This is a genomic window from Paenibacillus sp. Soil724D2, assembly GCF_001427935.1.
In the GTDB taxonomy this organism is placed as follows: domain Bacteria; phylum Bacillota; class Bacilli; order Paenibacillales; family NBRC-103111; genus Paenibacillus_E.
On the sequence record NZ_LMRY01000059.1, the window covers coordinates 289,531 to 313,094 of the forward strand.

Sequence of the window (23,564 nt, forward strand, 5' to 3'; positions counted from 1 at the left end):
TCGTTCTGAAAACCACGCCTAGTATGAGTCCTTTTGTTCAAGGAAAATAAAGTATTAGACTGGATGTGTTGATCTCCCGTGGCTTTTCTACTTACCCTTAAGCACCAACATCTTCATCAAAACCGTTACGGCTTCCGCTCTCGTTGCTTGCTCACTAGGATTGAAACGGTTCGTGCCCGTTCCTTCCATAAGGTTATGTTCCTTTATTACGGCTACTGCGCCTCTCGACCATGACGGAATGCTCTTGTCATCCGAGAATCCGGTTGCGGCGTCCGGCACGATGGATAGCTTTAGCGCTTTCGCGATCATTACTGCCATCTCGGCGCGCGTAATTTCTGCGGTCGGACGGAATGAGCCGTCCGAATAACCATTAATAATGTCCGCTTGTACCGCTTGCCCGACCGCTTTCCGGGCCCAGGATCCGATCTTCGCGGTATCTGTGAAAGTCAACTCCGTGCCCGCCTCTTGCGACTTCAACGCATTCATCAGCATGACAGCAAATTCGGCTCGACTCACGGATTTGCTCGGTTTGAACGTTCCGTCGGCGTACCCATTAACAAGGCCAATACTAACCGCTTGCTTGATGCTTGACTCCGCCCAGTGTCCGGAGATATCGCTGAAGTCGGCCGAAGGATCCTTAACAGGTTCTTTCCCTTGATTTAAGGTGAATACCGCATACTTGGTAAAGTGATCTACTTCTACGATGATCTGGTTGCCGCTTACCAGACCGCCGACTTCCAACCATTCCTTCTTCGTTTCATCATAGTAGAAGACAACGGGCTTTTGATTCCCCTTTATTTGTTTCGGATCAAAGGTGAAGATCAGCTTTACCGGCTTCATGAAGTTTTCCGGGAAGTTCTTCAGAATCTCGAATACCGCGCTGACTAGAACTTCATTATTCACGAGAAGCTTCTGAGAGTCCGTTACTTTATCGATGGTGACTTTTATTTCTTTGTCTGTCGCATTGGCCGGGATCGAGACGACGACTTCATTGTCCAAGCTAACCTCTCCCGCTTTACCTGCTGGAAGCGTCAGCCTGCCATCCGTCGATCTTACGAGAGTATCACTTGGCGAACCGCCGCTTCCACTATTTCCGCTCGGCGCCGCAGCGTTCACCGACACCGTGTAGATCACCTTCGTTAACCCGTCCTCCGCGATGACGATCACCTTCTTGCCCGTCGCAAGCTCGATCGCTACGGACGTTCCGTCCGTGTCGTAGATCTCGAACGTTGCACTTGTTGCCGGCGTGATCGCTGCCTTGAAAGCAGCTAACAAAGTCCCGTTCGGAATGTTCGTGATGCTTTCATTAGCCGTTCCTCCCGTGCTTACGGTCCCGATCGTCGAAGTCAGCGTGGCCGCACTACTTATCGGTGCATTCACCATCACCGCATACGTAACCGTAGTGATTCGATCCTTGGCGGTGACGATCACCTTCTTGCCCGTCGCAAGCTCGGTCGCAACGGTCGTTCCATCCGCATCGTAGATCTCAAACGAGGCTCCCGCGGCCGGAGTAATTGCCGCCTTGAATGCGGCTAACGTCGTTCCGTTCGGAACGCTCTTAATCCTTTCGTTCGCCGTTCCTCCCGTGCTTACGGTCCCGATCGTCGAAGTCAGCGTGGCTATCGCACTGGCCGCCTTCCATTTCGCATACAAAATTTCATTGGACGTAATGCGGAAGGAATCCCCCGGCAAGTAGGAATCACCATCGCCGTCAGCCTGCGTGCTCCATCCATCGAGGAGATATCCCGTTTTGCGTAAATCCACAGTTCCCGAATAAATGTCGGCTACCACGCCCGGCATGAAAGAGACGCTGGCCGGAACGGCCCCGATGGCACTTCCATTCCCGTCATAGGTTAAAAATACCTGAATGTCTCGCAAGTAAGGATACCCGCCGTTAAGCGACGAATCTATTGCCCAGAAATCCGCAAAATCCCAAGCATTAGCGCTGTCTTCTTCGTAGGTAGCTCTATCCTTCATGACTTCGGTTGATTTACCTACCCCTCCGGCAGATACGGATTGTCCGGTAGTTACTGAGTCGTAGAAGCTATTCGTGATGATTCCCAAGTTGTCTTTTCCTATTAACCCACCCAGAGCCCCGCTATACATTTCTCTTCCGTTCACGGCACCTGACGCGTAACTGTTGATAATCTCTCCGCCAGAACTGTTATTGTTAACCCCGATCATGCCTCCTACGCCATAACTTCCGCTAGCTGCGGCAGAAGCGTAGCTGTTGCTAATCTCTCCATTGCTATTGAAACCGACTAAGCCTCCTACTCCAAAGCTTCCGTTCATTTTCCCCGAGGCGTAGCTATAGCTGATCTTTCCCATGAAGTTGAATCCGACCAAGCCGCCTATATCCTGCATATTCGTCCCCGTTACATTCCCCGTGGCAAAGCTGTAAAGGATCTCTCCACTGTTTATACCGACTAGTCCTCCTGCTTCTTGACCGCTCACGTTTCCTGTGGCATAGCTATGGCTGATTGTTCCATCAAGTGATCCAGCCAAGCCGCCGATATAGTTCAATCCGCTCACATCCGCCGAGGAAAGGCTGTTGCTGATCTCCATTGCGCCGCTACCGCCAACCAATCCGCCGACGTAGTATTCTCCGCTCACCGTCCCCGTAACGGAGCAATTTTCTATGATGCCGGTATTGGTGCCAACCAATCCACCGACGCTATATCCACCTGTAATATTCACGTTGCGCAGCTTCGTGTTCTTAATCGAACTAGTCGTCCACGTCCTCCCGAATAGTCCTACATTTCCGCCAACGCTAGTGATCGTTAGTCCCGAGATGATTTTCCCATTGCCGTCCAAGTGTCCGTAGAAGGGGGCGTTACTGGTGCCAATCGGAACCCAGTTCGGGTAACCGCTCAAATCGATATCGTTTTTCAACCGATAATGCTCGAGGTACCCCATATTCTCTCTAACGCCATCCAATTGTTCGGGAGTTGCAATAATATACGGATCGGCTTCCGTACCCGTTCCCGATTCCGGTTCTTCGTAAAACTTGATAACGGATTGATTCAGCGTCACATCCGAATACCCCGCTGCCTTGATCAGGAGGTTATAAGTGCCACTGGCAAGCACGCCGGCTTTGATCGTAATGAGACCTGGCGTGACAACGTATTGCGTCCCCTCGATTAACGAGAATCCCCCGTTCCATACTGCCGTGATCGCCCCGCGCCACAGCGGATCGTCCGCGAACGCGATTTCGATGTCGTTAACGGTATAATTATCGGTCGCGTCGGGGACGAGAACCGGCGGGGCAAATCGGAGCGGTGCAATCTCGATCGATTGACTGTATAGAGAGCCCGAGCTATCTACGAACGCCCCGCCATCTATTCGAATTGCATTTTCCGAACCAGTTACAGTATCTTCAAAATGAATCTCAAGCTTACTCGATGTAGGGGTATAGGTTGCATTCACCACCGTATCGGCTTGACCTAACGCCGCGAAGCTGCCTCCACTCGTCTTTTTCACGGTAATCTTACTCTTCAAATCATCCGCGGTTCCCGCCTGCAAGGCATATACACTAAAGGTAACTGTAACAATCTTGTTGAGTCCGCTAATCGTTGTAGTTATCCCCCCGCTGTCCAACTGCACGCCGCTATAATAGCACCTTTTTACGACTCCGTTCGCGGGATCGCTTCCGCCGAAAGCAGCCGTTGTACAATCAATATTGTTCGTTGCGACGCTTGTCCGATAACCGATCGAGGTCTGGCTGTTATCGTCATATCCCCAATATCGGACTTCCTTCGTTCCCAGGAAGGTGCAAGTCATCCCTTCATCCGCGCAATAGGTCCAACCAGGACTGCCGTCCGGTCCAGCGTTGCCTCCGCTTGCCGATGCATTTAACGCAAGTGAAGGCGCGAACAAACTAAATAACATTAATCCCACTAACAAACGAATCGTGAAACTTCGCAGCACTCTTGTAGAAGCTGATAATTTTAATAGAAACATCGTTGTTCTCCCACTCCCATGATTGATCCTACTTGCATAATCTTAACTGTACACGTCGAAACAAGTCTCAATGAATATTGCAATCTCTATTCTTTAATTTTACTAAAGCCCAATAAAAGAATAATGAAAGACTTTGTATAAAAAAGAACAAAAACCGCGTAGTATCAAGGCTTCGCGGTTTTTGGGGAGTGATGTAAATATTTATTTGTTTTCTTTTAACACTTTTCCGTTAATCGCCAGCCCTTGACCCTTAGAGTTTAATTGGCAATGTGTAGTAACCAAAAGCTTTATCAAGTAATGCACTGGCTTCTTGACGACTCAAATTTTGTGTGGAGCGGAAATCAACAGTCTGATCCGAATTAACCTTCGTATCCGGGTCTACAATGCCTTGAGAAACAAGCGCAGTGATAGCTTCAGCCGCCCAAGAATCCGTTTTGCCGATTAGCTTAACATTGGTTCCAGGCGCTGCTTGCTTGAGATTTTGAATCATAACCGCCGCCATTTGTCTTGTGATTGGAGACGCTGATTGATAATTGGGTATTCCAACTATCATCTGTTTCTTATTCCCTTCGAACAAATCCGAAATTGTATGCCAACCGTGGGCGCGCAGCAGCACATCCGCAAATTCTCCTTGTGTCATCGTTCCTTTAGGGTCAAAGCGGTCACCTGACTTGGCTCCCATAATGTCTAATCCGTTTAGATTATCAATATACGATTTAAATAGACTGTCATTAGGCACATCGGAAAATGCCGCTTTCATCTTCACTTTTTGCGCATGAGCAACGAAATCCAGTCCTTTTGGATTCGTATAATAGAAATAGGCGATATTGCCCGATTCATCTTTCTTGAATGCCATTTTATTACCGGCTTCGTCTTCAAATAGAAGCGGATGGACCATTCTCAGCGTGTGCTTGCCCGTAGTCCCCGTTTCCATGAGCAAATTCCCGTCCGCATAAGAAATTTGAGTCCTTAACGCATGTACACGCGTATTTTTGTATAATCCAATGTATGCTTGAGCTGCTTGCTCACTGACTGGCGTATAGGTGGATGGCTGTGTTTTCCCAGTCTTAGGAAAATAGTGATTCATAAATGCCTCGTACACTTCTAAACTCATCATTGAATCGTTGTTGTAAGACATGTAAAAAGCAGTATTCTTCTCTGGCAGGATGGCGATCAACGAGGAATGGCCCGGAACATTCCCTCCCTTGAGTATCACATGCTGGCCATTCATCAAATTGTTGAAATACCCTTCAAATCCAACGGTTGTGATAGGAATTGTTGGGTCAGCGAAAATATGGTAGGTGTGCATCAGATCGACGCTTTTTTTACTTACGATTTCTTTGCCTTCAAATACTCCTTTATTTAAGTGCATGATCAAGTACTTAGCCATGTCTTCGCCTGTTGAAGTCATACTTCCCTCAGGCTTCTCTGACGGCGCAAATCCAATTGTCGGCTGAAGCTCGCCATTCGGTCCATAGTGTGCAGCCATATTGGATAATACCTCAGGAGTTAATCGAACACCGGTCTTGTTCATCCCTAATGGTTTGAATACATTCTTCTCCATATATTGAGAATAAGGCATGCCGCTTACGCTCTCTACCGCATATCCCGCTAACATAAAACCAAAATTGTCATACGTATAAGCTTCTCCGGGGGGTCTTACCACAGTCGGCATATGCGTATTGAAATACCCCTTCATTGGAATGTCCTTATTCAAATGCTCCAGCGAAAAATCAGTGACGATATCCGGCAAGTCCACACCGCTCGAATAAGTAAGCAGATCAAACATCGTCAGCGGTTTTCCCGTTGTATTCGGTACTTTCAATCCTCCAAGATATGCTTGAATATCTTGAGTCATACTCACTTTCCCTTGATCGACAAGCTGCATAGCCGCCAATGCTGTAAAAGACTTGGTAACAGAGCCAATTTGGAAAATAGTGTCTTTATCGACAGGGATATTCTTTTCCTTATTTGCATATCCGTAGCCTTTGCTTAACACTACTTTCCCATCCTTGACGACTACGAAATTGGAGCCGACCGTATTAAATTTCTTCATCTTATCTGCGAATAAGGGATCAGCGAACGCCTCTACTTCTTTCCCATCTAGAGGTCCCTCCAAGCTGACTTTCTCTGTTGATACCGGTACTGATGTTGGTGCACCATTTGAAGCAGTACAAGCTGTAACGACACTCGCAGATAATAGTAGTACTGCGAGACTGGTGTTGCGAATTATTTTTCTCATGATATCCATCTCCTCTTTTTCGCTTTAGCCTGTGAACGCTCGGCCTACCCAGTATTGCAAAACGATTGTCATACGAACAAGTTGCATTTCGTCATCGTTTACTTGGCTTTCCCAATAATGTCATATGACATTTTGGCACTAGATTATTTGACACGGAAAGCAGTAGGATACGGCTATTACATTGAAGGGACGATGAGTTATTCATGAAAAAGAAGATCATAGGCTTCATTCAAAATGGCTACTTCTTACTGTTCACTTTTGCTACAGGATTATTTTACTTTTGTTTTTATCTAGTTACCCTTACCTTAGGTTTTGGTCTTTCTTTTACAGTGGCAGGCATTCCACTTCTCACACAAGTACTGCGAACCACGTCAACTTTCATACAATTCGAACGTATACAAACGAAGATTTATACCGATATCACCACTCCGCCTTACGAACGGAAAATAAGACTAGAGGCGTCTTTCTGGGAGCAAGCCAAAGAGGAGCTTCAAGATCCCCGCAACTGGATCGCTATCTGTTGGTTGATGTTGAAATTTTTGATTGGGCTTCTTTGTCTCCTAAGTGCAGCCATGCTCTATGTGACGCCTCTTTTGTTTATCCTGGCTCCGTTGTTACTTCCTTTTTCTGACATAAACGTCATTGGAATACCGATAGATACATTCACGAAATCTCTTCTTGTATCAGTTGTGGGGATTCTTATGACTTTTGTGAGCGCTTGGTTAGCAAATGGGTTGGTACGGTTGATCGGCGGTTACACACGTCAAATGATCAGAAGGTTAAACTGATAGCTGCTGCGTCCCCAACTTACAGGTATCCATGACTAGCTGAGATAGTATCGTTTAATAAAAATTTGTTCTATACTGGTAAGGAAACAGCAAGAATCAGAAGGTTTAGTAGAGGATGATGGACTTGTTTGAAACAGTAAAACAGTGGTTCTGGTATGACTGGATTATGTTCGTTTTACGACTTATCTTAAGTATTTCTCTCATGGTTACCACCGTGCATTTGCATGCTGAAATACCGCTGCCGCTGTGGGCTTTGATTTTTTGGCAGATTATTGCTTTTTCTGTTCCTTGGCTTTGTTTATTGCTCAACTATAAGTATTATCTACTTACAGAAATCATTTTTTCTGGCGGACTAATCTTGTATTTAACTTCTTTGTTCCCGGAAGCTTATCTCTCATTTCTGACATATGCTTTCCTGATTGCAGTGAACAGCGCTCACCAATCCTATCGTTGGTCAGGGCCCGTCACGATCTTTCTCATACCTCTTTTCATAAATTTGCTTTCTCATCAAAACAATTATTGGATCATGATGAGCCACATCGGACTCGCTTATGCCATTGGGTTTGCCTTTCATTTACTGGTGGTCAATCATCGGCAAAGTGAGGTCATCCGTGAACAGAATACGGTTTTAGAACAGTATTTGTCCCAAATCGAACGCATCACACTAGCTGAAGAACGCAATCGGCTCTCCAAGGATCTTCATGATACGGTTGGACATTCCTATACCTCTATTATCATGGGATTAGAAACTTTGCGTCCGGAACTTTCTATGGAAGCCGGGGAACAGAAGCTCGATTCTCTGTTGAATTTAGCTCGCAAGGGCATGGACGAAGTCAGAGGATACTTGCATCAATTAGAGTCACCGCAGGAGACGCTTCCGCTGCTTCAGTCGTTGCAGCAATTAGGAGAAGAATTTCAAGCACATGCCAAAGTGAGCGTTCGCTTCCGAACTTTTGGTGAGGAATACCCGTTACCCAAGCAAGCCAAAATGGCCTTCTTTCGTTGTTTGCAGGAATCGTTAACTAACGCTGTACGTCATGGGCAGTCTACGGAAATTACCGTTTCACTGCAATTTGAGCAGCGGCACACTAGACTCGAAGTACAGGACAACGGTACTGGGAAGGAGAAATGGCAGGATGGCTTCGGCTTGAACGCGATGAAAGAGCGAGCCATGAATCTACAAGGGCAAGTCTCTGTTTATACAAAGCATGGTGAAGGAACGCTTGTTACCTGCACATTGCCGAGGCAAGTGGAATTATCGGATGAGGTCATTCGCTTACTGATCGTCGATGACCAACCCTTCATCAGAGAAAGCCTCCGGACCATTCTGGAGGGACACAAGGATTTGCAAGTGGTGGGATTGGCCGAGGATGGCGAACAAGCCATTGAGTTATGCGAGCAGTGTCAGCCACAGTTGGTTCTCATGGATTTGGACTTGCCCAACATGGATGGGATTTCAGCATCAAAAAAAATCAAGCAAGCATGGCCTCACATCCGTATTCTGATTCTTACTACGTTTCAGGACACCGAACAAGCCCTGGAAGTTCTGCGAAGCGGAGCGGATGGTTACTTATTGAAATCTATTGAACCGCGTGAGCTTGCTGAGAACATTCGTCTTGTCTATCGCGGGGGCACACTGATTGATCAGGAAATGTCCCATAAATTGTTTGAGAAGCTCGAAATGGACAATAATGAAATCGAATTATTGAAACCGAAAGCAACCGAAAACTTCGACCTAACTCCACGCGAAATTGAAATTCTACAACTTGTATCCAAAGGTCTACGTTATAAAACCATCGCCTCGAAATTATACTTATCTGACGGCACAGTGAGGAATTATGCCTCAACAGCCTATATGAAACTGGGCGTTCGCAACCGGGAAGAAGCTGTACAGAAGGCATTGGAAGCCGGATTTCTTGAATAAATCCTGGCTTTCTATCCTTACCTTCTCATTCACTGAGCGAGCCTACATATGGACTTGACCAGGAGATTTGCCTCTCGGCACGACGTCCCCAATCCCCCTGGCTTTCTTGTCCAGCAGTTCATCCATTCGCAAACATTTCAAACCCTTCATTTGAATTTCTTCCAATACTTCTTTCAGACCTTCTATCATGTGCCGCGGTGCTTCTTCATCTGCTCCAAGTGTATCGCCGCTATCGTGCAGAACAACGATGGAACCAGGCTTAATCCTTTTCAACAAGGCACGCTTCATTTTTTCAGCGCTGACCGTTGGTTTCCAATCTCCTACAATGACCGACCACAGTGCGATCCGATAAGACTTTCTCATCAAGAGGAGATCTCCTAGATTGAGAAGCCCCCAGGGCGGTCGGTAAAAGGTAGGCCGCTCTCCTGTGATTCGCTCGACAATGTCAGCTGTGCGATCTGCTTGCTCCCGTTTACTCGTCCATGGGGACAAAATCCAGTTGGAAGTGTGCGTATAGTTATGAATGCCGATTTGGTGCCCCTCCCGGTACATGAGCTGAATCAGCTCCGGGTATTTTTCGGCCTTGCTGCCCAGTACGAAGAAGGTGGCCTTTACTTCATGCTCTTTTAACAAGTCCAGCAATTTAGGCGTGTAGCAAGGGTCAGGACCATCATCGAAAGTAAAGGCAATTCCCTTCGCCACTTTTCCTTTGGAGTGAACGCCCCACCTACATATTCTTGTAAGAATAAAGGGAACTATCATATAGAGAATCATCACATCTATGGATAAATTTATTAGCTTTTGTATCATGAGACCGCCTCTTTCTTCCGTTGATCCCGCAGATCCTGGTTACCATCAAGAGATGATGGATTGGAATCTTTTTTCCGTACCGTAAAACGTTCCTTCAGAGACTGTTTGCTTATCACTATCATTATGGGAGATAACTTCTCGATGCTGTGCCCGACTCGCTGTTTCCCTTCCGGATGCAGCATACGAAGAAGAAAGCGAAGATATATCGCATAAAATCGTTGCTGCCATTTGGACTCGATGGGATGCTGTTCAAACCCTATTCCGTGAATGATCCCCCGATGAAGCAGCGTGATCCCGGTTAAGGCCTGGACCTTCACCAGTTCCGGATTGCTATCCAGCTCCTGACTAATTTGCTTGATTGCAATGCGAAACAAGCGTGCAGTACTCAAGCCGGCTCGATCTGCACCGACCGTACGTGTAAGCTTCAGTACCTGCCGGTTATCCAGATGAAGTTCGCCCACCCAATCCCCGGCAAGTATTCGGCGCCCGTCTTGACAGGTAATACTGTTTCCGTGATGCTGTCTGACCACCAATTTACATATGCCATATCTATACACAGACTCGCTTCGAAATCTGTTTAAGAAATCAAACACGTGCTCCCACATCATCCAGAGGGACTGTAAGGATGTTTGCATAAGTGACGCTGTCATGATCTCCTCCTATTCACATTTGATATGCACATTCCATTCATCCTAGACTACAGCTGGAATTCCATATCATCTGTTGTTATCACTTTATTTTCCAGTAAATCCTTCAACTAAACGACGCGTATGGCTTCCAATCATCGTTACCAAGCCATTACCCAAATAAGGGCCGAACCATATTAGGATTGCTCCTGCAAGCATGACGTAGAGCGAGTCGCTAAACGTTCTGATTTCCATCCCTAAGAATGAAAAATAATCTAACAGATTAAAGACGGACAATATGGGCGCTAACAGAAGGATAATCGGTGTCACATAGAAAAGAGAAGCGCAAATCACACTGACAAGTCCGATAACGAATATCAACATCAGCCCGAATATTGCTCTCCAATTACGCGCATCGGATAGTTCAGCTTTAACCTGATCCCATAAGCTTCCTTCCGTTCTTATTCGGCTTGGAACCGGGCCAATGGAGATATCCGTATAACATTCGGTTTGGATCCGTTCGTGCTCTACTAACGCTCTGGTCGAACGCAAAACATAATGGAGGATTGGAAGCCCTACTAAGGTGAACGCCATCGTGACCCCCATTGTAATACCCACCAAATAAAAGCAAAAATAAAAAAAACCTGTTACAAAAGTAAGCAACAAAAAACAGAAGTTTCTCAGGTGTTTCCGGATTATTTGAATCGTGTCCATCTCTTCCTCTCTAATTTAGAAATCCCTTACAACTCTTATGCTAGTTCTTGTGATGTAAAATCGGCTAGTGCCATAATGTCATATGACAGATCTTTTCGATAAACGTTGTCGGTAAAGGGTCATTCCATGGAAAAAATACCCTATCGTCTAATTCCGAGAAGGAATGTAGAAGGTAGAGCTCCCTTGCCTCAAAGTAAACAAAAAAGAACGCATCCCCGGATATCCATCCGAAATTTGCGTTCTTTGCAATATAAACCATAATTATAATAATTAAGAGTGCAGGGTGCTATAGCCTGCACTATACTGTTTGTGCCTTGGCCGTCTTGAGAACCACTATCCCTTTCACTCAGCATTGCTCATTCGTCAGGAAACTACTTCATCCCGTTAACTTTCGGTTAATTGGATGAAATTTTTCTCGCATCCATTTCTGAGCTGTGGGGATAGTGGGCATTGGTGGATTCTCACAAGCTAGTCTTGCACTTCCGCCAGCGTAGGGAGCGCAGGAATCGCCCCCCTGCGCGTCGTCGTAATTGCGCCTACACGATTGGCGAAGGCGAATACCTGCTCAGCGGCTCCTGTTTTGGCGAGCACGTCAACGATGGTTGCTGGCGTAGCGCCCAGCGAAACCAGCTGATAAAGCATGCCGCCGACAAAGCTGTCGCCGGCGCCAGTCGTATCCACGGCTGCCACAGGCGTGCCGGGGATGACGACATCCTGCCGTGCGGTGACGACACGGCAGCCCTCAGGGCCTAAAGTGATGATAATCACTTTAGGTCCTCGCTGCAGCAGCTGCTGCGCACCTGTGGTCACATCCACGCCGAGGAGGAATTCGATTTCCTCCTCGCTGACTTTGACCACATCCGCAAGCGGAAGCTGCGCAAGGATTTCTGCCCGAGCTGCGTCAGCGCTCGGCCACAGCGCCAAGCGCACATTGGGGTCGTACGACACCAATGCGCTAAGTTCTCTCGCTCGTCGTGCTGCGTCCAGCGTCGCGGTGCGGCAAGGCTCGGCGATCAGCGATACCGAGCCGAAATGATAGACCGCGGCGTCTTCCAGCCATTGCGCCTGGACTTCGTCTGCGCGCAGCAGCATGTCCGCCGCCGGGTCGCGGAAAAACAAGAAATCGCGCTCACCATCCGTGCGCAATGAAACAAACGCCAGACCGGTCTTCGCCTCATCGGTCTGCACAACTGCCGTATGCACGCCAACTTCGTCAAGCGTGCGCACCAAAAAATCGCCGAATGGATCACGGCCGATTTTACCGATAAACCTTGCGTCGCCGCCCAACCTGGCGACCGCCGCAGCGACATTGGCCGGCGCTCCGCCCGCCGCCCGCTGGAAGCTCGTAACGTCTGCCAACGCTTGCCCGTTCACCTCCGGTACGAAATCAATCAAAAGCTCACCCAGACATACGATATACGTTTTACCCATTTCTCCATCAATCCCCTTTGCATTGGTATCTTAAAGCATTTAGCACATAAGTTGTCGTTTGCTCAATTATAGTCGGGGTATCAGGCCGTTCCTCCGTAAACAAAAGCTCAAAAAACTCCCTCTGCTTATAAAAAAATATCGATCCCAGCACAAACATAAGTGTGCTATCCAGTGATTCAAAATGAAAAATCCCATCCAATCTGCCTTGCTCTAGAAATTCCCTTACCTTTTTCCATAATGGATACAAGAACTCTCTCATTTTTTCCAAACGTGGGGTAATCGTAATAATCTCCATTTGAATCAGGCTAATCATTTGAGGATCAGCATTTCTAAGCTCTATGACACCCTGAATAATTGTCCGGATACCTACGATGGGATCCTCAATGGCAATATAATCATCAATCCTGTTCGTGGGGAAAAACTGTTTAAATATCTCGTAGAAAACACTCTCTTTGCCGCCAAAATAATAAGAAACCAGAGCCACATTGGCCCCAGCCTCCTCACATATTTGACGAACACTTGTCGCATCATAACCGTGCTTCGCAAACAGCTTCTTCGCTGCCAGAAGAATTTTCATTTTCATCTCTAATTCTTGCTCAGCCATTCTATCAACGCCCTCCTCGTACTTGAGCTAAGCGGTTTGTGTACGTTGTTCCATGGCAGGCACTGCCTTTGCTTTTTTCGCAGACACAACCAAAATATCAATGACTAGTGCAACTGCGGCAATAAGAAACAAGAAACTGACTTCCTTGGCAACACCCGGTCCGCCGAACAAAATGTTCATTAACCCATTCACCGCATAAGTCGCGGGGAAAGCATTACTGATTGTATGATAAAAATGCGACAAAAGCTCCCTTGGCACAATAGCGCCAGAAGATACCAATTGCAAGGACAACATCGCGATGTTAAATAGCATACCTGCGTTCCCAAACAATGTCAAAAACATTTGAGCGACGAGCGCAAAGGTGAGTAAGAATAAGGTTTCGAACGCCCAAAGGGATAAAAAGCCTTTCTCCACATGCCCGCCTAATGAAACAACCATCGTTGCACTGATCAGTCCCACTACAACGACCGCAATGACTGTCACAACGATTCTTGCGGTCATTTTGCCCATTTTATTAACAGATGCACCCAGTATATTCGTAGACACATTAAAGTTCATTCCCATGATCATTGTACCCACAATAGAAGCAAGCACGAGCATCATAGGAAGCATTTGATTCGGCATATCCTTTACTCTATTGGTGCTTTGAATATCAGAGGTCACCTTATTTGCGAGTCCTTGAGCTATTTGACCTGCTTGCTCGGCTGGTAGCTTCGGATTCATCTGTGTTAGAACTGCTGATGCCCCAGCTGCTACAGCCTCTTTGTTCACAGACGCCGTGACATTCCCGGCTACCGCTTGCATCACGGACTTCGTCATAGAAGGATTAGACTCATTAATTGTATACGTAATGGGTACCGTCTGTCCTGGTGTTTGAAGCTGTTTAGAGAAATCAGCCGAGATATGCATAACCATCTGAACCTGACGATCATTCAACAGATTCTGTGCTTGTTCGTTAGAAGCTACTAGCTCTGTTTGAAACGGAAGGTTTCCTTGCAGATTCTGAACAATTTTGCTCCCCAAACCTTGATCTTCATTAACAATCGCGATCTTTAATTGGCTCGTGTTGTCGGATACTCCTGCGTAACCCGTCATCCAAATCAAACTAAACAACAACTGAAACGTAATCGCTGTAATAATCCCGACCTTCGTCGTTGCTTGTTTTAGAAATGCACCTAGTGCGTGTTTCATTTTAACCACTCCTCTTTGTTAAACAATTGTTTAAATTAAACGTTTGTTTAAATTATAGGGCGGAGTTAAAAAGCTGTCAAGATATGTATATCTGATTTGTAGTCCAACTGTCTTTTAATTTACTCCATTTAACTTACCTATTTCTAAAACATCATAGCATAGGTTGAGGATCAACAAAAAAGCAGTTCTCACAGAAGCATTCTCTGCGATAACTGCTTTCTCCTTCGTCCTACTACTCAAACAAAATGATGTCCACATGACGAACAGAACTTCGTGTCAGCAACAACAACTTTGCCACATACGCATTCTTTTTCATTTTTAACTTCTGTAATCTTCTGTTCAATCTCACTGATCTCTTGGTTGATTTGAGCTATGCCTTGGCAATAGTCCTTTACATTGGCCTCCACCTGTGTGTAGTCTCCGGTAAGATAAGAAGTATAGACCGATTCCCCAATTAATTTATAGATTTTATCAATTTCTCTTTCTTTCAATGAAATTTGAGTTTTGTATTTCGTAATTTCAACAGTTTGTTGCGCTTTCTTCGCCGCCTCTGATGCCCCTTGCTTAACTTTATCAAAAAATGACATGCCCCTTCCACTCCCCGGCCCTTAATTTATTCGCTTTCTAACGAATCATATGCAAATTTGTCGTAAAGTAATACTATTCAAGGAACCTCAGTACGTCATTTTCCAAATTGCTCAATTGGTTTGAGCCCCTCTTCTCTTCATCCATCCCAGAATGAGAATGACAATTGGAAGCAGCATACCAAATATAAGGATATAAAAGGGCCACACTTGAAAAGCGAGCATAACAGCTGGATAGTTAGGGAAAATATCCTTCGCGCTGGTAAAAGCAATGAAAGACAAGGGGATGGTCAATGACTTAGCGTTCTTTAATTGAAAAATTCCAGCCAGACCATGTGAAACGACATGTAGAAGTAATGACAAACGAAAAAATATAGTAATATACCATAACACAGCAAACAATTGCTCAAATCGTTCATAGATATCCGCGAAAATCACTGTACGCAATACAAAATAACTTGGATAAGTTAAATTGGCAGTCACACCCTCGCTCAGCGTTCCAATGACTAATAAAGTAATAACTAAAAAGGTAATTCCGCTCATCATGGTACTTTTCAGTATGATGCTCTTCCATTTGGTCTGATCTTGTACATGAGGAGCGAAAAACAAAAAAAGCACACCCTCTAAATAAGGGAACGCTAAAAGTAGTAGAGAACCGTGAATAACCGGCTTAAACCCATACTCGAGAATGGGAAGTATATTATCTATTTTAAACACAGGCAGTAAGCCCGAATATCCAATGATAATTAGAATCAAATAGGCAAAAAACAAGAGCTCTGCTACTCTCCCCGCAACCGTGACTCCAGCTCTAACAACACAAATTACTGCAATGATCATTAATAAATAAATCGGCTCATAAGGTGTTTCAGTGATAATGGACGTCGTTAGAAATGCGCCCAAATCATTCAATACCAAAGTGAAGGTCAGAAATGGGAAGCACATCAAGAAGATAAAGAGTGAAATTTTCGCAGGAAATCTGCCTATAAGGTAAGTAAGATGTACAATTACGTCATGGCCTTTCATTTGAGACGCTAGCTTGATATAGACAGGACTGAAGGAAAGAAATAATCCGATTGCAATTATAACAGAAATCCAAGCATCCTGTTTGGATATACCAGCCAAGGCAGCTGGTAGAATTAGCAAGGCGCTTCCCAATTGATATAGTGTGAACCACATAGTTGCTTGCCGAGTCGAAATGAGCTGCTTGGTCATTGTAAACCTCTTTCCTTATGAGAGAATTCCTGCAACATAATTACTGACTGGACGAAACACATACTCAATGATCGACGTTGGGCTAGGAACTTTCAGATGGCAAACATGTAAAACACACAAGATTACGCCTATCAAAAGAAATCCCCCACTTGTAACTATGTCGCGATTATGCTTTTGTTTCTTTAAACTCCTGCATTCGATAAGAAAAGATATGACCGCAATTATCATGCAAAAAACAAGTAGCAACCGTATTCACTCCTTATCTTGCCGAGGATTATTAGCAATGGGACTGATGATTTTGCCAAACTTGCGAAGCTTGTAGTTCATCGTAACTTCAACCGGCAGGTTGCTAAATATGTGATCCCACTCCTCTACCTGTTGATGCCAATAAGTTGGATACTTCCTATGGAATAACTCCCCAAAGCCATATATATCAACACCGTAAGTGTCTTGTACATGATGAATGCCATTCGCTATGATTTGCTTCAATTTTTCACTCGCATTCGTTTGCATAGCAAGAAATATAGCCTCATCCGTCAAATCTAACTCACATTGCACTTCGGCAACGTTAGCTTCTATAAATACATTCAAATTCACAAATGGCTTGCCAGCTTTCATTATAGGAACTGCTTTCACCTTTGCCTGTTTAACCTCAACATTAAATACACCATTCGAACGAGGACACTTAACATAAGATACAGTGTTAGATACATGATTCGTAATGTAAGAGAATGACTTACTATCAGAATCATTCAGCCATCCAATTAAGCGATCATCTCGGAAAATTCCTATCCCTTTAAATTTGAAATTGGCATAAGTTAGAGGTTGTTTAATGTTTTCTCCAAGCATCCCTTTCTCGATATCACCTTCCAAAGTCAGTCCGGTCAAAACAGGTTCAATACCTTTTTTTGTCAAATTCTCCATGATCGTTTTCACATTGACCGCAGCAGTTGGTGCCCAAGCCTTTTCGGAAACACGAAGCGATTTATATAAATCCATAGCAGGTAGAACTTCCATCGGTGTAACAAAAGACATGATATCTTTGGCACTTCTCCCTCTGGCTACTGCTATATTAAAGTCAGGTCTAACTTCGTGATCGCGAAATAGAAAATCCAACGGTTCTTTAATACCTGATCGTGCAACATCTTCATCAAATAGCAGTAAAAGCATTTGAGAAAAATACAATTTCCTTGAAGATTGTGTTGTTACTTTCCGCAACGCCTCAAAAATTGTGGCAGCTTTTTCCGTGTAAACATGAGTTGGGGAGCGCTCTGCCGCGCGATTTCTTGACATTTGAGATGGATCAACGACTTGAACGGTTACCATATATTGATCGTCTTTATAATCAATCCCCATAGCAAGTACAACCGATAGCTCATTTAACTCTCTCCGATTCCAACATCCTGACATGAGGAATACGATCAGTAAAGCTGCCGCGCATCTCATAAATGTCATATTGCCAACTTGTTTCACGGTGACATTCTCCGATCGGTTCATAGTTACTTCCTATTTCGAAAAGGGAATCGTAAAATACCGTCGCTTTGCTCCGTTTTATCGAAAGGAGCAAGGGGACTCATGTATGGAACCCCAAAAGAATTCAAATGGCATAAATGAATCAATAATAGAATGATCCCTATGGTTAAACCATACATGCCGAAAGAAGCTGCAAGAATCATAAAACCGAAACGGACGATTCGAACGGGAATCGACATACTGTAGGATGGAATGACAAAACTGGATATCGCGGTTATGGCTACAACAATGACCATAACCGCTGAAACAATGGTAGCTTCTACAGCTGCCTGTCCGATAACAATCGTGCCAACAATGGACACAGCTTGTCCGACAGTACGAGGCATTCTAATCCCTGCTTCACGAAGTATTTCAAAGGTAATCTCCATAAGAATAGCCTCGAAAAATGCTGGAAATGGTACGCCTTCTCGTTGTGCAGCTAAGCTTAATAAAAGCTGTGATGGCAGCATGTCCTGATGAAATGTCGTAAGGGTTATATAGACAGAAGGTGCCAGTATACAAATGGATAATGCAAAGTAACGTAATAATCGAATAAGATTACTAAAAATAACAGATTGATACTTATCCTCAACGGATTTGAAAAAATCCACGAACAAAGCGGGTGCCAATAGAACAAATGGCGTTCCATCAATGAAGATGGCAATTTTGCCTTCCAAAATGCCGGAAGCGATAGCATCTGGCCGATCTGTATTGTAAATAACCGGAAATAACGTGAGTTGTTTTTCCTCTAATAGAATTTCTTCTAAATACTCTCCCTCCAGAATATTCTCTGAATTGGCTTCATTTAGACGAATTTGCAACGTATTGACGAGTTCATGATTTGCCAAACCTTCGATATACATGAACGCTATATCCGTTTTCGTTAAGCCTCCCACCTTTGTAGCTGTTACTCTAACCCTTGTATCCTTCACTCTTCTTCGAACCAAGGTGGTATTCGTTCGCAGCGTTTCCGTAAATGAATCCTGCGGTCCTCTAACAACTGACTGTGTCTTCGATTCCGAAATGCTGCGTTCTTCCCAACCCTGCATTGGCACTACAATACTTTCACCAGCACCGTCCATTACAAGTAGCACGGCACCTGAAAGCATCAGATCCAATGCCTCCGCTATAGAGGACGTGCTTAGCACTTCTGGGGCATTCAGTACATTTGTTTTGATCGATTGGATCGAGATTTCATTCACCAGAAGTGGCGTTCGCTCGTGTAAACATTGGATAATGCTTTCCTGAAGTGCTTGTTTGTCAACCATGCCATCTAAGTAAAAGATGGCCATCTGCAAACTACCCGGTAGCGTCAAGTTGCGCACAACAAAGTCCGAGCTAGCGCCCATTACCGTTTGTAAATACTGGCTATTTTCGTTTAATTGGGCTGAAAAATTCATCATCTGCTCGTCCGTGTGCATTCGCGATCCCACCTCATAGTAAGTATTTCCAGAAAACTGAAAATAATTTTCAAAACCTGTGCGCTTTTTAATAGAGGTTTACACAATTGTTTCAAAAAAAACGACAAGAATATCCCTACAAAAGCAAAAAACCTTGATTTAACAAGGTTTCGTTGTAGGTAGTTTTATGTCGTTAGACTGTTGTCGGATAATAGCTTACTTCCAGAACCAGAAGATCAGAAGCAGCATCGTAAAACGAACGATCTCATATGAAGTATCTACGGCTACAACGAGCCAGCTTTTGAATTGCCATACTTTTTTACCGACCGTGAATGGAAGCGTAAAGCCGGCAGTTAGCAGCATGGTAAACCAGAAAGAACTCGACAAACTGTTTCCATCGTAGCCGAAGGCTTTCCCACCGGCTCTCCAAAGTTCCAAGCAGGCTGCGAATGCAATCGAGGTTATGAATGAGACTAAAATATAAATCACGAAAGATTGAATCTTGCCTGACGAACTTGCCTCTTTGGACAAGTCCATGCCCCCGTACATACGCTTCTGATAAGGCTGCTTCCAAATAACCGCCATCCACAAAAATCCAAGCACTAAAGATAAAATGCCTGTTACTAAGACTGCCCAATAATTGATCCCTTGTAACAACATTCAGATACCCTCTTTTTTTGATTTTTTTTGGCATGATCTCTTGCTGGATATGAAACCAATAGGTTTCCCAATTCATTATATACAACCATTTGGTTTCATGTCAAACCCTAAAAACAGCCAGCTGCTTTGCTGCGCAATCATTTTTTTGATCTTTCTTTCTCTAATATACGACTTCACGTAAAAAACCACTTTCCCAGGGCTTATGCCTTTGGCGAAAAGTGGTTTAACAGGTCAAATTCGTCCCATTCTATACGGTTTACATGAGATTTCGTTTCAAAGAAGCCGTCAACACTGAACAACTTACAGATATTCGTTATTTGATTTCCAGGTTTATGGCTCTAAGTCCACTCCGAATATAAAAAAAGTAATCCACTCCGGTTGAAAGTCCCGGGTGGATTACTTTTTTACTGATGACCAGCGAATTAATATTTACAAAACCCACGTGTAATAATAACAAGCAAAATGAACAGAACGAGAATACTTCCTACTGAGTTATAAGAGCTGACTTTGGCTACAGGGTGATGCACAACCGGTTTCGGGAAAACATACGATGTTTGTTGGTAGGATGCGTGCAAGTGGATATCATTGTGAACCGGGCTTTGCATTATTGGAGCTTGCTGTACCGGTAACGGCATTGGGGTTGGCATCGGCATTGGCATTGGAGCTGGCATTGGAGTTGGCATCGGCATTGGGGCCATCGGGTACGTTGGAGCTTTTACATATTCCATGAAAGAGCACCTCCTCAAAGTTTTCCTTAAGGAAAACTTTCATCATAAAATTAAATGGTCTTTAACTACTTGTTTTCGTTTAGGTTGGGTGAATAGCTTACAACATCAGTCTATGGGGGAGCACCTACCTTGAACACGGTAAATACCCAGATCCAAATAAAATGGTTATGTGTCATGGGCGAACGAGCATTCATGTTCCCTAACCCTCAAATAGGTAACTTTTTCGATAAATAGCGAATCGTCGTTCCTCTTAGCTCATTTTCAACTAAAAAAAGACTGCTCCTCAGGCGGGAGCAGTCCTTTCATATTTACACATATGGATTGTTTTCACGTTCGAAACCAATCGTTGTTTTGGCGCCATGTCCGGGATACACAATGACATCGTCATCGAGTAAAAACAGCTTATCTTGAATGGAATCCAGCAATACGTTGTTATCCCCACCGAGAAGGTCCGTTCGACCTACTGACAGTTTGAACAGCACATCTCCACTGAACAGGTGCTTCTCGTATAAGAAGCTCACACTTCCCGGTGAATGACCGGGGGTATGGAATACCTTAAGCTTAATACCAAGAAACTCGAGCGTTTGGCCTTCGTCTAGCGCATATTCAGCCGGGTCCGTTTCAATCGGAGCACCTAGATCAGGCCAGCGTGCTGAGCCGTTTTTCTTCGGATTTGTCAGCCAATCGGCTTCTAAATCGTGAATATACACGGGGCAGCGTTTGAGCTTACGAATCTCATCGACACCGCCGATATGGTCAAAATGAGCATGCGTGAGGAGAATCGCTTCAATATCCAAATCGGCAATCTTTTTGATAAGTGATTTAGGATTCATGCCAGGATCTATGATAATGCCTTTTTTCGTTTCTGGATCAGATAACAAATACGCGTTTGTACTTACCGGGCCTAGAACAAAAGATTCTATTTTAATCATATGTATTCACCTTAGAACGACTCGATTAATTCACGAAGTTCCTTCACAATAACAGCATGATATCCGTTACCTTCACCATATTGACGGCCCATTTCGGCTCTGGCTACTTGAATTTTTTCGCTATAATCTGCCGCTTCACGATCTGGATTTTCTTTTTTGAATTGATTCATGACAGCTTGCACGTGTTTCGGACGCGGACCCCATTGTCCCAAAACAAAACCGCCTGTATCTGTAAATATAACAATTGGAATCGCACGACCGCCACCCGTCAGGAACTGGTCAATCACGTCATAATTTTGTTCAATGATAAGTACTTCCGTAGGGATACCGCTGTTCTCCAGCGCCTTGAATACGACAGGTACATTGCGAACAACGTCGCCGCACCAATCCGCAGCAACGATCAGACAGCGCAGATCATCCCGGTTGTTCAGAGAATCAAAATACTCCTTATCGTCTTCATTATCCCATTCAAATCCATTGTAATAAGCTAAAAATTGTTCTTGATTTTTCTCCATACTGTCAATGAACTGTTGCGGCTTTAAGCCCGTACGTAGTTTATTTGCTAGATTCTTACTCATCGCTAGTCATCCTCCATTTTCGTTTTTCGTTTCTTTATTGTAGCAAATGCAAGCGAAAGCTCCAAATCTTTGTGGCTTATATCTTCGCTTTTCTTTTCAAATATAATTGATAACCCACATACAAGATTGTTAAGACAATCGCTGCGATAATTAATGGCTTAATGTAAGGTCCTGCGATTTCGTCAATCGTTTCCCAGTTATCTTTGAGCTTCATGCCCAAGTAGACATAGAGAATGGAATATGGAATTAAAGCTAGACCTGTGTAGAGTGTAAACTTACCTAGCGGCATTTTGGCCATACCGCCGGGAAGGGATATCGCATGACGGACGATGGGAATGAATCTAGCTGTGAAGATCATGCCTGTCCCATAGCGGTTAAACCAGGACTCGGCCACATCAATATGATGCTTGCTGATAAGTAAATATTTGCCGTACTTCTCAAGGAAGGGTCTGCCTCCGTAGCGTCCGATCCAATAGAGCACCACTTGTGCTAAGGTACCGCCGATTACTGCGCAAATAATAGCGCCTACAAAATTAATTTCACCTTTAGACACCAGATAGCCAGCGTAAGCCAAAAGCAGTTCGTTAGGGATAACTTCCAACATTAATCCGAGGAAAATCCCCCAATACCCAAGCTCTTCCAAATAAAGCAGTACATTGTGAATCAACTCACTCATCCATGAAACCTCTCTCCACTTAGAATATCCGTTTCTAGTCTATAAAACATTCTATCACAGACGGGCTCCTATCAACCAGTTTCACGCTCTTTTTGCGCTAAAAAGTAGGATATAATGTGCTCCTTGCAGGCTTGTACAGGTGCACTTAAATCTTTGCCTGAGCGATGAATGAGCCCATGCTCTAGTAGAATTGTTTTCTCCAATTGCAGTCTCAACAATTTACCTGATTGAAGCTCTTCCTGAACGGATGTTAACGGCATTAAGGAAAGACCCATTCCAAACATCAAGGTCTGTTTAATCATTTCCGTGCTGTCGAACTCCATGGCTGTAAAGGTGGCTAACCCTTTGTCTGCTAAGACCTGAGAGGCCATCGATTGGTAAATGCAGCGGCTTCCAAAACCGATTACCTTGGTATCCGCTATCGCTTCCCAACCATCGTTCTCTATCCGACTTACCAATGCAGGAGCCCCTACCCATACCAATTCGTCTTGGATTAGAGGTATAAAAGTAAGATTGTTAGCCTTCGGGTCGCGTGGAACAATACCAAGGTCAACGCGGTACGCAGATACTTCTTGGATAATATCGCGCTGAAAGCCAGTTTCTAGCTGCAATTGAATCTGAGGGTATTGTTCAAAAATAGTAGGCAGAAGCTGCGGGAGATGCGGTACGCAAAAGGATTCAAGCGCTCGGAGCCGCACCACGCCTTTGGGTTCATGCAAGCCAGTTAATTTATCTTGGAGGGATTCGCCAAGCTGTAGGTATCGATACGCATAGGGGGCAACTTCTCGGCCCGCGTCAGTTAATTCTACACCTCGGGGCAAACGCTTAAACAGAGCTTGACCCAATGTTTGCTCAAGCTGATGAATATGCATCGTAACTGTAGATTGCACGTATCCGAGCTTGAGAGCTGCCTTGCTGATGCTCTTCTCCTCCATCACCGTGATGAAGGTTTTCATGCTGCGCCCGTCCATATGTTCAAGCATTGTACGCCA

General features: G+C 44.7%; 20 protein-coding genes. 2 read left to right on the forward strand and 18 right to left on the reverse strand.

Going from position 1 to position 23,564, the window contains the following annotated elements; all coding sequences use genetic code 11:
• Positions 1-87: 87 nt before the first annotated feature.
• Together ASG85_RS34810 and ASG85_RS34815 are read right to left on the reverse strand one after the other, a co-directional pair.
• Positions 88-3,960, reverse strand: a complete 3,873-nt coding sequence (locus ASG85_RS34810; protein ID WP_060649283.1) for an S-layer homology domain-containing protein — start codon at positions 3,958-3,960, stop codon at positions 88-90.
• A 250-nt stretch (positions 3,961-4,210) separates the two neighbouring features.
• Entirely contained in the window at positions 4,211-6,202 is a 1,992-nt protein-coding gene (locus ASG85_RS34815) for a serine hydrolase (RefSeq protein WP_060649284.1), read from the reverse strand.
• 203 nt (positions 6,203-6,405) lie between these two features.
• Here ASG85_RS34815 and ASG85_RS34820 point away from each other — a divergent pair, with 203 nt between their 5' ends.
• Complete coding sequence (locus ASG85_RS34820) at positions 6,406-6,990, forward strand: sensor domain-containing protein (protein ID WP_057307838.1); 585 nt, start codon at positions 6,406-6,408, stop codon at positions 6,988-6,990.
• A gap of 124 nt (positions 6,991-7,114) precedes the next feature.
• Positions 7,115-8,914, forward strand: a complete 1,800-nt coding sequence (locus ASG85_RS34825; protein WP_060649349.1) for a hybrid sensor histidine kinase/response regulator transcription factor — start codon at positions 7,115-7,117, stop codon at positions 8,912-8,914.
• Between the two features lie 42 nt (positions 8,915-8,956).
• Here the strand turns inward: ASG85_RS34825 and ASG85_RS34830 are convergent, their stop codons facing one another.
• The 16 genes from ASG85_RS34830 to ASG85_RS34905 form a co-directional block, all read right to left on the reverse strand.
• Entirely contained in the window at positions 8,957-9,724 is a 768-nt protein-coding gene (locus tag ASG85_RS34830) for a polysaccharide deacetylase family protein (protein WP_082562668.1), read from the reverse strand.
• Positions 9,721-10,374 carry a YkoP family protein gene (locus ASG85_RS34835; protein ID WP_063860466.1) on the reverse strand — a complete coding sequence of 218 codons (654 nt, stop codon included), beginning with the start codon at positions 10,372-10,374 and terminating at the stop codon, positions 9,721-9,723. Before ASG85_RS34835 ends, ASG85_RS34830 begins: the two co-directional genes overlap by 4 nt.
• Positions 10,375-10,458: 84 nt before the next feature.
• On the reverse strand, positions 10,459-11,064 hold the full coding sequence (locus tag ASG85_RS34840; RefSeq protein ID WP_063860468.1) for a sensor domain-containing protein: 606 nt from the start codon (positions 11,062-11,064) through the stop codon (positions 10,459-10,461).
• Between the two features lie 468 nt (positions 11,065-11,532).
• Complete coding sequence (locus tag ASG85_RS34845; RefSeq protein ID WP_057307840.1) at positions 11,533-12,495, reverse strand: PfkB family carbohydrate kinase; 963 nt, start codon at positions 12,493-12,495, stop codon at positions 11,533-11,535.
• 7 nt (positions 12,496-12,502) lie between these two features.
• Complete coding sequence (locus tag ASG85_RS34850; RefSeq protein WP_060649286.1) at positions 12,503-13,099, reverse strand: TetR/AcrR family transcriptional regulator; 597 nt, start codon at positions 13,097-13,099, stop codon at positions 12,503-12,505.
• A gap of 27 nt (positions 13,100-13,126) precedes the next feature.
• On the reverse strand, positions 13,127-14,290 hold the full coding sequence (locus tag ASG85_RS34855) for a YhgE/Pip domain-containing protein (protein ID WP_060649287.1): 1,164 nt from the start codon (positions 14,288-14,290) through the stop codon (positions 13,127-13,129).
• A gap of 236 nt (positions 14,291-14,526) precedes the next feature.
• Positions 14,527-14,877 (reverse strand): hypothetical protein, encoded by a 351-nt coding sequence (locus ASG85_RS34860; RefSeq protein WP_060649288.1) that lies wholly within the window; start codon positions 14,875-14,877, stop codon positions 14,527-14,529.
• A 111-nt stretch (positions 14,878-14,988) separates the two neighbouring features.
• Complete coding sequence (locus ASG85_RS34865; RefSeq protein WP_060649289.1) at positions 14,989-16,086, reverse strand: GerAB/ArcD/ProY family transporter; 1,098 nt, start codon at positions 16,084-16,086, stop codon at positions 14,989-14,991.
• Positions 16,087-16,338: 252 nt separating this feature from the next.
• A complete protein-coding gene (locus ASG85_RS34870; RefSeq protein WP_082588350.1) occupies positions 16,339-17,583 on the reverse strand; it encodes a Ger(x)C family spore germination protein in 1,245 nt (414 codons plus the stop codon).
• Positions 17,584-17,585: 2 nt separating this feature from the next.
• On the reverse strand, positions 17,586-19,019 hold the full coding sequence (locus tag ASG85_RS34875; RefSeq protein WP_060649290.1) for a spore germination protein: 1,434 nt from the start codon (positions 19,017-19,019) through the stop codon (positions 17,586-17,588).
• A gap of 195 nt (positions 19,020-19,214) precedes the next feature.
• Positions 19,215-19,658, reverse strand: a complete 444-nt coding sequence (locus tag ASG85_RS34880) for a DUF1761 domain-containing protein (RefSeq protein ID WP_060649291.1) — start codon at positions 19,656-19,658, stop codon at positions 19,215-19,217.
• Positions 19,659-20,080: 422 nt separating this feature from the next.
• A complete protein-coding gene (locus ASG85_RS38530; RefSeq protein ID WP_057307865.1) occupies positions 20,081-20,386 on the reverse strand; it encodes a hypothetical protein in 306 nt (101 codons plus the stop codon).
• Positions 20,387-20,694: 308 nt separating this feature from the next.
• Positions 20,695-21,318, reverse strand: a complete 624-nt coding sequence (locus ASG85_RS34890; protein WP_057307866.1) for an MBL fold metallo-hydrolase — start codon at positions 21,316-21,318, stop codon at positions 20,695-20,697.
• A gap of 11 nt (positions 21,319-21,329) precedes the next feature.
• The gene (locus ASG85_RS34895; protein ID WP_057307867.1) at positions 21,330-21,896 is read right to left on the reverse strand and encodes a thioredoxin family protein; all 567 of its coding nucleotides are present in this window, start codon (positions 21,894-21,896) and stop codon (positions 21,330-21,332) included.
• A gap of 76 nt (positions 21,897-21,972) precedes the next feature.
• Positions 21,973-22,572 carry a DedA family protein gene (locus ASG85_RS34900; protein ID WP_047680532.1) on the reverse strand — a complete coding sequence of 200 codons (600 nt, stop codon included), beginning with the start codon at positions 22,570-22,572 and terminating at the stop codon, positions 21,973-21,975.
• Positions 22,573-22,643: 71 nt separating this feature from the next.
• Positions 22,644-23,555: a LysR family transcriptional regulator gene (locus ASG85_RS34905; protein ID WP_060649292.1), complete on the reverse strand. Its 912-nt coding sequence runs from the start codon at positions 23,553-23,555 to the stop codon at positions 22,644-22,646.
• Positions 23,556-23,564 lie beyond the last annotated feature (9 nt).

Coding starts and splice junctions, on each gene's coding strand:
- ASG85_RS34855 (WP_060649287.1), bottom strand. CDS start 14,290: ATGAAACACGCACTAGGTGCATTTCTAAAACAAGCAACGACGAAGGTC.
- ASG85_RS34820 (WP_057307838.1), top strand. CDS start 6,406: ATGAAAAAGAAGATCATAGGCTTCATTCAAAATGGCTACTTCTTACTG.
- ASG85_RS34900 (WP_047680532.1), bottom strand. CDS start 22,572: ATGAGTGAGTTGATTCACAATGTACTGCTTTATTTGGAAGAGCTTGGG.
- ASG85_RS34875 (WP_060649290.1), bottom strand. CDS start 19,019: ATGCACACGGACGAGCAGATGATGAATTTTTCAGCCCAATTAAACGAA.
- ASG85_RS38530 (WP_057307865.1), bottom strand. CDS start 20,386: ATGGAATATGTAAAAGCTCCAACGTACCCGATGGCCCCAATGCCGATG.
- ASG85_RS34895 (WP_057307867.1), bottom strand. CDS start 21,896: ATGAGTAAGAATCTAGCAAATAAACTACGTACGGGCTTAAAGCCGCAA.
- ASG85_RS34890 (WP_057307866.1), bottom strand. CDS start 21,318: ATGATTAAAATAGAATCTTTTGTTCTAGGCCCGGTAAGTACAAACGCG.
- ASG85_RS34835 (WP_063860466.1), bottom strand. CDS start 10,374: ATGACAGCGTCACTTATGCAAACATCCTTACAGTCCCTCTGGATGATG.
- ASG85_RS34810 (WP_060649283.1), bottom strand. CDS start 3,960: ATGTTTCTATTAAAATTATCAGCTTCTACAAGAGTGCTGCGAAGTTTC.
- ASG85_RS34850 (WP_060649286.1), bottom strand. CDS start 13,099: ATGGCTGAGCAAGAATTAGAGATGAAAATGAAAATTCTTCTGGCAGCG.
- ASG85_RS34905 (WP_060649292.1), bottom strand. CDS start 23,555: ATGCTTGAACATATGGACGGGCGCAGCATGAAAACCTTCATCACGGTG.
- ASG85_RS34845 (WP_057307840.1), bottom strand. CDS start 12,495: ATGGGTAAAACGTATATCGTATGTCTGGGTGAGCTTTTGATTGATTTC.
- ASG85_RS34830 (WP_082562668.1), bottom strand. CDS start 9,724: ATGATACAAAAGCTAATAAATTTATCCATAGATGTGATGATTCTCTAT.
- ASG85_RS34880 (WP_060649291.1), bottom strand. CDS start 19,658: ATGTTGTTACAAGGGATCAATTATTGGGCAGTCTTAGTAACAGGCATT.
- ASG85_RS34815 (WP_060649284.1), bottom strand. CDS start 6,202: ATGAGAAAAATAATTCGCAACACCAGTCTCGCAGTACTACTATTATCT.
- ASG85_RS34870 (WP_082588350.1), bottom strand. CDS start 17,583: ATGAACCGATCGGAGAATGTCACCGTGAAACAAGTTGGCAATATGACA.
- ASG85_RS34860 (WP_060649288.1), bottom strand. CDS start 14,877: ATGTCATTTTTTGATAAAGTTAAGCAAGGGGCATCAGAGGCGGCGAAG.
- ASG85_RS34840 (WP_063860468.1), bottom strand. CDS start 11,064: ATGGACACGATTCAAATAATCCGGAAACACCTGAGAAACTTCTGTTTT.
- ASG85_RS34865 (WP_060649289.1), bottom strand. CDS start 16,086: ATGACCAAGCAGCTCATTTCGACTCGGCAAGCAACTATGTGGTTCACA.